This is a genomic window from Mycobacterium sp. (assembly GCF_036490025.1).
GTDB lineage: Bacteria > Actinomycetota > Actinomycetes > Mycobacteriales > Mycobacteriaceae > Mycobacterium.
This window is the reverse complement of the sequence record NZ_DASXEP010000064.1, coordinates 1-6,978: the sequence shown is the minus strand read 5'-3', so window position 1 is coordinate 6,978 and position 6,978 is coordinate 1. Positions and strand designations below refer to the sequence as shown.

The 6,978-nt window shown below is 63.9% G+C and carries 7 protein-coding genes; 3 read left to right on the top strand and 4 right to left on the bottom strand.

Annotation, left to right across the window (positions count from 1 at the left end; translation table 11 throughout):
- Positions 1-525: 525 nt before the first annotated feature.
- The gene (locus tag VGG53_RS07185; protein ID WP_331517343.1) at positions 526-1,371 is read right to left on the bottom strand and encodes an NYN domain-containing protein; all 846 of its coding nucleotides are present in this window, start codon (positions 1,369-1,371) and stop codon (positions 526-528) included.
- Positions 1,372-1,470: 99 nt separating this feature from the next.
- On the bottom strand, positions 1,471-2,178 hold the full coding sequence (locus VGG53_RS07180; RefSeq protein WP_331517342.1) for a DUF998 domain-containing protein: 708 nt from the start codon (positions 2,176-2,178) through the stop codon (positions 1,471-1,473).
- On the opposite strand from VGG53_RS07180, the gene VGG53_RS07175 reads away from it, so the two are divergent.
- Positions 2,131-2,946: an alpha/beta hydrolase gene (locus tag VGG53_RS07175; protein WP_331517344.1), complete on the top strand. Its 816-nt coding sequence runs from the start codon at positions 2,131-2,133 to the stop codon at positions 2,944-2,946. The genes VGG53_RS07180 and VGG53_RS07175 overlap by 48 nt on opposite strands.
- On the opposite strand, the gene VGG53_RS07170 is transcribed toward VGG53_RS07175, so the two are convergent.
- Positions 2,943-3,833, bottom strand: a complete 891-nt coding sequence (locus VGG53_RS07170; protein WP_331517341.1) for an SCO6745 family protein — start codon at positions 3,831-3,833, stop codon at positions 2,943-2,945. The genes VGG53_RS07175 and VGG53_RS07170 overlap by 4 nt on opposite strands.
- A 49-nt stretch (positions 3,834-3,882) precedes the next feature.
- Between VGG53_RS07170 and VGG53_RS07165 the strand changes: the two genes are divergently transcribed.
- The gene (locus VGG53_RS07165) at positions 3,883-4,917 is read left to right on the top strand and encodes a TIGR03617 family F420-dependent LLM class oxidoreductase (RefSeq protein ID WP_331517339.1); all 1,035 of its coding nucleotides are present in this window, start codon (positions 3,883-3,885) and stop codon (positions 4,915-4,917) included.
- A 93-nt stretch (positions 4,918-5,010) separates the two neighbouring features.
- Entirely contained in the window at positions 5,011-6,570 is a 1,560-nt protein-coding gene (locus VGG53_RS07160) for a DUF4070 domain-containing protein (protein WP_331517338.1), read from the top strand.
- Between the two features lie 96 nt (positions 6,571-6,666).
- Here the strand turns inward: VGG53_RS07160 and tnpA are convergent.
- On the bottom strand, positions 6,667-6,978 hold a 312-nt coding region (gene tnpA / locus VGG53_RS07155), incomplete at its 5' end, for an IS200/IS605 family transposase (RefSeq protein WP_331517336.1).

Genomic DNA, 6,978 nt, shown 5'->3' with positions numbered 1-6,978 from the left:
GCGACACCATCCGACGAGCTGATGGCCAGCTACGACCGACCGTCACCCGAAGGCCTCGAAGAGGCCTCGCCGACGCACTGGTTCGTCTCCGCGCAGCGAAAGCCCCTGTGACAGCACATCATCGACGATGTGCGCCACGGTTCCGCTCTGCGGATCTATTCGCCTAGGCGCTTTGCGATGTGAGTCCGGGGTTGCATAACGGACGGATGCCCGAACTTGGGCCCGGCACCCATTATCGGAGGCAGGGTTGACGTTCCCGGGACTCCGAGTACGTGGCCGCCCGGCCCGCCGCCTGGACCCGGTAGGCATACGGAACAGGGTGTCAGTGGATTCGTCGGGGTCGCGTGAACAGGCGCTGCGCCGGACATTCCGATTCCAGCAGCGATCACGGCCACCCCGGCCAGGAGCTTGAAACTCATAGCCGATTGCTCCTCTCTGGGAGCGGTTTTTACATGGTTTTAACATGTTACGCCGGTCACATCGGCGATTGAATAGCTTCTTGTGTGAAACGTGCGGTGGATCGATTCAGCGCAGCCGCACCAGCCGGGTCGTCGAACTCTCGTCCAGCTCGACCACATCGGTGCGCGATCGCAGGAAGTCGCTGAAAGACTTGAACCCCAGCGACTTTTCGCTGAAAGACGGGTCCATCCGCTTCATCTGCGCCTTGACCGCCGAGTTGTGCAGCCAGTCGACGTCGTCCTTCTCGGTGCCGATCTGAAGCGCCCGGGTCAGCAGGGCGGTGGCGGCCGCCTGCGGGTCGGGACCCGAGGGAGGCTCGTCATCGGTGGGTTTCGAGCGGGACTTCGGCGCCGGTTGGGGCACCGGCACCCCGGGCAGGGCGTCGTAGATGACGAAGTCGTCGCACGCCGCGGCTAGCGCCTTGCTCGACGAACCGGCCACGCCGACGCCGACCACGTAGCGGCCGAGCCGCTTGCAGCGCTGCGCCAGCGCGATGTAGTCGGAGTCGCCAGCCACGATCACCACATGCGTCAGGTCGGGCAGGCGGAACATGTCCTCGACCGCGTCGACGGCCAACCGGATGTCAGCTCCGTTCTTCCCGTAGGCGGCAGCGGGGAACAGCTGCACCAAATCGACTGCGCGACCAACCAATTGCTCGCGATACCCGGTGTTGACCTCGGCCGACCAGTCGGCATAGGCGCGGGTGAGCACCAGCGTGCCGAACGACGAGGCGAAGTCGATGATGGCGCCGACGTCCACGGTCGCACGCGCCAGGCGATCCGGGTGCTTGTCCAGGCCCTTGGCCTTGTCCTTCTGAAACGAGCTGCGCCCATTGACCTGGTCGTAGCGGGAGATCACGATGTTGTCGAAATCGAGGTACACCGCAACACGGTCCGCGTCGGCATCTGCCATCCGTCCAGTGTTGACCATCGGTCCAGCAGCGAGTACCGATTGCGGATAGTTGGGACCGGCGTCTCGCGTCGGGGCCGCCGGCTGGCGAGCTCGCCGTCTTCAAGCTCGACGAGCTCGATCGCGCCAAACAGTGGGACGCCGGGTAAATAACCACGTCCCGGTGAATAGCTGCCAGGCGGTAATCGAATAGACACTGCATCGCTCCCACACCCCAACCGGCAGAACGCCGATAGCGAACAGCACGAAGCTCACCAGTCCGAAGGCACCCAGACCGACCGACACCCTGCGATACCACCGCGGCCCGCTGATCACCGACGATCCCGCCAGAATCGCCGCGTTCCCGCCCCCGATCGCCAGCACCGCTCCCACGGCATGCACCCACGCGGCCGGCGACGGTCCGCTGTGAAAGATCGCGATCAGAACGTTGCCGACGGCATTCGCGCCCGCAAGAGTGAGAAACACCCGCGCCTTGCGCGTTCCGATAGCTCGAACGGTGAGGATGGCGCCGACCAGGAACAGCGTCCCCTGCACAGAGAAAGCGGTGTTCATCAGCCAGGCCAGCGGCGAGTTGCCCGAGGGTATCCCGAGATCACTGATGAGGTTATTAGCGTAGCTGTAGTCCGGCCGAAAGGCGTGTGCCGCAATAGCTTCCAAGGTCACGTAGGCGAGTCCCGCAGTGAGCCACGCCACCGCTGCGAGGTGCCTCGCTACCATGACAGTGCGCAGTTGATCACGTACACGATTCGCGAGGGCTGAGTTATTCCGGAAATCACTCTCTCCCAAGGTGTTCTGCACTACCGCGACCACGGCAGTGGACCGTGCGTCGTCCTCATCCATGGACTTTTCGTCAACAGTAACGTCTGGGACGACCTCGTCCCGCTGCTCGCCGGACGGCGCTGCATTCTGCCCGACCTGCCACTGGGCGCACACCGCATACCGATGAGCGGTGCGGACCTGTCTCCGCCCGGGCTTGCGAGGACGATCGCCGAATTCATCGAGCGGCTGGAGTTGCGGGACGTCACGGTTGTCGGCAACGACACCGGCGGCGCGCTCTGTCAGATCCTGTGCGCAAACCACCCCGAGATCGTCGATCGGCTGGTGTTGACCAACTGCGACGCGTTCGAGAACTTCCCGCCGTTCCCGTTCCGGGCTATCTATACCCTCGGCGGGCATGTCCCGGGCCTGATCGCGGCCACCGACCAAGTATTGCGACGGCGATTGCTTCGGCGCGCCGGCCTGGCCGCGGTTCCCGTGACCGTGCGACCGCTGCCCGACGAATCGCTCGTGGGCTGGTTTACTGCCCTGCACGACCCACGCATCCGCGCCGACCTGAAGGCAGTGTTGCGGGGAATCTCGCCCAAGCACACCCTGGCCGCTGCGGAGCGACTCAAGACCTTCGACCGGCCGGCGCTGATCGCCTGGGGCACCCGCGATCGTTTGTTCCGCGTGCGTGACGCACAACGACTCGCAGACAGCCTGCCGAACGCCCGGATGGAGCTGATCGAGAATGCCCGCACCTACGTGCAGATCGATCAACCAGAGAAACTGGCAGAGCTGCTGACGCACTGGGCCTAAGTATCCAAACCCGCGCTGTTGTCGTCTAATTCGTTGCGGCGCAGCGCCATCGGAGTCTTCGCGGGGGTATCGCCGCCGGCGACCACGGCCCGGGTGATCGGCGTCAGCGCCTGAAACAGCGTCTCCACCTCGTCGTCGCTGAGTGCGTCGAGCGCCGACAGCGACAGGGCATCGGTGCTGGATTCGACGTGATCCTTCAGTTCCCGCCCGGCCGATGTCAGCGACCCGTCCTCGTTGAGCAGACCTCGCGCGGCCAGCCGCTGCTCGTGCTCGTGCCATTCCTCGTCGTCGTAATCGCGGGTGCGGGCGAGGTACTCACGCGGGATGGCGCCCGCCGCGGCGTGCAACACGTTGGACTCCCGGCCCGTCACACCCGCTGCGCTCAACACCGCGGTGTGCGTGTCGCCGCGATGCTCCCGCAACAACGTCGTGGCCTGCCACAGCGCGGCCAGGGGATCGTCCGGCCAGGGCAGCGCGCGATTCGCGGCGAACAACGGCCGGCCGTCGAGCGGTGCACTGCGTGCCGCCTTGCCCGCCAATTCCGCTGCAGTAGAGACGTTTTCGCCTGCGCGGAGACCGTAGCGGCGCAGCGCCGCTACCGCGGTCTCCAGCCGGACCCGCAACGCATCCTCGGGGCCGGCGATCTGCCACGCCACCGGCAACGCCTTCGCAACCCGCTCGGGGGCGAAGTTGTAGAAAATCGCCGTCACCACCTCGGGCGCCACCGTACCCAGCGGCGCCGACCGCCCGGCGAAATAGCCCATCCAGTAGCCGCGGTAGCCCAATCCGTCGAACGCCGCCCGCGCCTCCGGCGCGAAGTACGTCACCCCATGCACCGGCTCGAACCGATCGAAGAAGCGGCGCGCCAGCTTTGGTTCTCTCTGCACGGTTGCAACCCTAGTCTGAAAGCGATTCAGCACAGGAGGCTGGGACAACGTGGAAATCATCGCCTCTGCTCCGGCCCGGATGGGTCTGAGCGAGATCGCTGACTGGGCATCACGTATGGAGCGCATCGGCTTTGACGTCATCCACGTCGCCGAGACCATCCACGATCCATTCACCATCGCGGCGATGGCGCTGGCGCATACCAGGCGTCTGACCGTTCGCACCAGCATGGTGCTGGCATTCCCCCGCAGTCCGATGACCGTGGCGTATGCGGCCTGGGATCTCGCGAAGTACTCCGGCGGCCGCTTCCAGTTGGGGATCGCGTCTCAGGTGCGGGGCAACATCGTTGGCCGCTTCTCCTCTGCGTGGTCGGAGCCGGTGTCGCGCCTCGGCGATTACATCGCGTCGCTGCGGGCGATCTTCCACGCATTTCAAACAGGTGAGCCACTCAACCACGAGGGCAAGCACTACCGATTCACTCGATTACAGCCGTACTTCAACCCCGGCCCGATCGACCATCCGATCCCGCAAATCTGGACCGGCGGGGTCAATCGGAAGATGTGCGTCCTTGCCGGCGAATTGTCAGACGGCTTCGTGTGTCATCCCACTAATTCCCACCCGGAGATCCTCACCGCCCGCATCCTTCCCGCGATCGCGCAGGGCGTCCGAGCGGCCGGCCGTAGCCTGGCGCCGGCCGTCGTCGCCAACGCGCAACCCATGATGGCCGCCACCATCGATGAGATCGAAGAACAGCGCGAGCCGCGTCGTGCCGAATTGGCCTTCCTCTACAGCACGCCCGCCTACCGTCGGCAGTTAGAAGACTTCGGCTTGGCAGAGCTCGGCCAAGCGCTGAGCGAGATGGCCCGTCGCCGCGAGTGGGGCGACCTGGCCAACCACCTCACCGACGAGGTGATGAACCATGTTGTCCCGCAAGGCACTTACTCCGAAATCGCCGACATCCTGACCCAGTGGTACTCGGGACTGTGCACCGGGCTCAACCTGCCCGTCCCCGCGGGCGACGAGCACGATGCGGCGCTCGCCGAACTTGTTCAACGGTGCAAGACGATCCCCGGCCCGACCTCGTGAATTTGGGGTAGTTTTATACCCACGCGCAATAGCGTTTCGTGGGAAACTCTCTTGCAGAGCGCGCGGCCCATGGGGGGCACCGGAAGGAGTCCTATGGCCGATATCGTGTTCGTCAATCCTCGATTCGACGCGTCGTACTGGGGCCTCGAATACGCACTTCCGCTGCTCGGCAAGAAGTGCAACCTGCCGACGGCCTGCCTGCCGCTGCTCGCGGCGTTGACGCCGGCCGGCCATTCCGTGGCCATCGTCGATGAGAACGTCGAGTCGATCGACTACGACCGGTTGGCGCGGGCCGACATCGTGGCGCTCACCGGCATGACTGTCCAGCGCGGCCGAATGCGCGAGATTCTGTGCGAACTGAAAACCCGCGATGTTTTCACGGTCGTCGGGGGTCCGTGGGTGAGCGTGCAGGAAGATTACTTCGAAGGCCTGACCGAGGTGATCTTCGTCGGCGAAGCGGAAACGACCTGGCCACAGTTTCTCGACGAATGGGCCGAAGGCCGGCATGGGTGCCGCTACGAACAACTCGAGGCGACCGACATGACCCGGGTGCCGGTGCCGCGCTACGACTTGCTGAAGGCCAAGGACTATCTGTTCGGGAGTGTCCAATTCAGCCGCGGCTGTCCGTTCCAATGCGAGTTTTGCGACATCATCATCACGTTCGGTCGTAGGCCGAGGCTGAAGACCAGCGCGCAGGTGATCGCCGAGTTGGAAGCGATGCGCAAGCAACACTTGCGAATCGCGTTCATCGTCGACGACAACCTGATCGGCAACAAGGCCGCGGTGAAGGAGTTGCTACGCGAACTTGCCGCATGGCAAGCCGCCCAGGGATATCCCTTCACGTTCTTCACCGAGGCCTCGCTCAACCTCGCCGAAGACGCCGAGCTGATGCAGTTGATGGACGCAGCCAATATCGTCACCGTCTTCATCGGCATCGAGAGCCCGAACGAGGAATCGCTGCGCGAGACGAAGAAGTATCAGAACGTCAAAAAAGCCGGGTCGATCGTCGACCGCGTCCGCAAGGTGCAGGACTCCGGCATCGAAGTCTGGTGCGGCATGATCGTCGGCTTCGACCACGACGACACCCGAATCTTCAAGGCCCAGCACGAGTTCCTGGGCCAGACCGACATCATGCACGCCATGGTGGGCATGCTCTCGGCGATCCCCAAGACGCCGCTGCACGCTCGGCTGAAAGACGAAGGCCGCCTCGATCTCGACGACGAACAACCGTTCGGCACCAACGTCATTCCGCTCGGCATGACTCGCGACGAGTTGCGCGACGGCTACATCGGGCTGATGCAGGATCTGTACGATCCCGAGTTCTACTTCGAGCGGCTCGAAAACCTCTTCCTGACAAGGCAATTCAACTGGGCCCGCGCGCGGAATGCCTACTGGCGCAAACATCCGTGGCAGAAATGGAAGTCGCAGTCAGTCGATGCGCTGCTGGCGACCGGGCTGTTCCTACGGCTGATGAAAAACATTCCCGACCCGGAATTGCGCCGGGTCTATCGCCGTCGGATGACCACCATGCTGCGCCGACGGCCTGATCCAAGCCTGTTGTTCATCTGCGTGATCAAGTGCGCGATGCACTACCACCACTACACCATGTCCCGCCAGCTGGCCGAACCGCACAAGCTGGTGAACACGTTCTAGCTTCAGCTGACTTCTTGCGAGGAACCCCGGTCGTTGACGGCCGGGAGGAATCGCATCCCGTTGTGACGCCGGCGCGTAGCGTTGGCGTGTTCTGAGCTAGGTGGGGCGTTTCTGGTTTTCGATGTATTCCTTGACCACTGCCAGTGGTGCGCCGCCGCAGGAGGCGGGGAAGTAAGAGGGTGACCAGAAGTGTTCGCCCCACAGGTATTTGCGGATGTGTCGCGGGAATTCCTGGCGTAAGTGTCGGGCGGAGACTCCTTTGAGGCTGTTGACCAGTCGGGAAATCGAGACTTTCGGTGGATAGTGCACGAGTAGGTGCACGTGGTCGGTTTCGCCGTTGAACTCGCGTAGCTCGCCGCCGAAGTCGGTGCACACGTCCCGCATGATTTGCTCGCAACGATCGAGGAT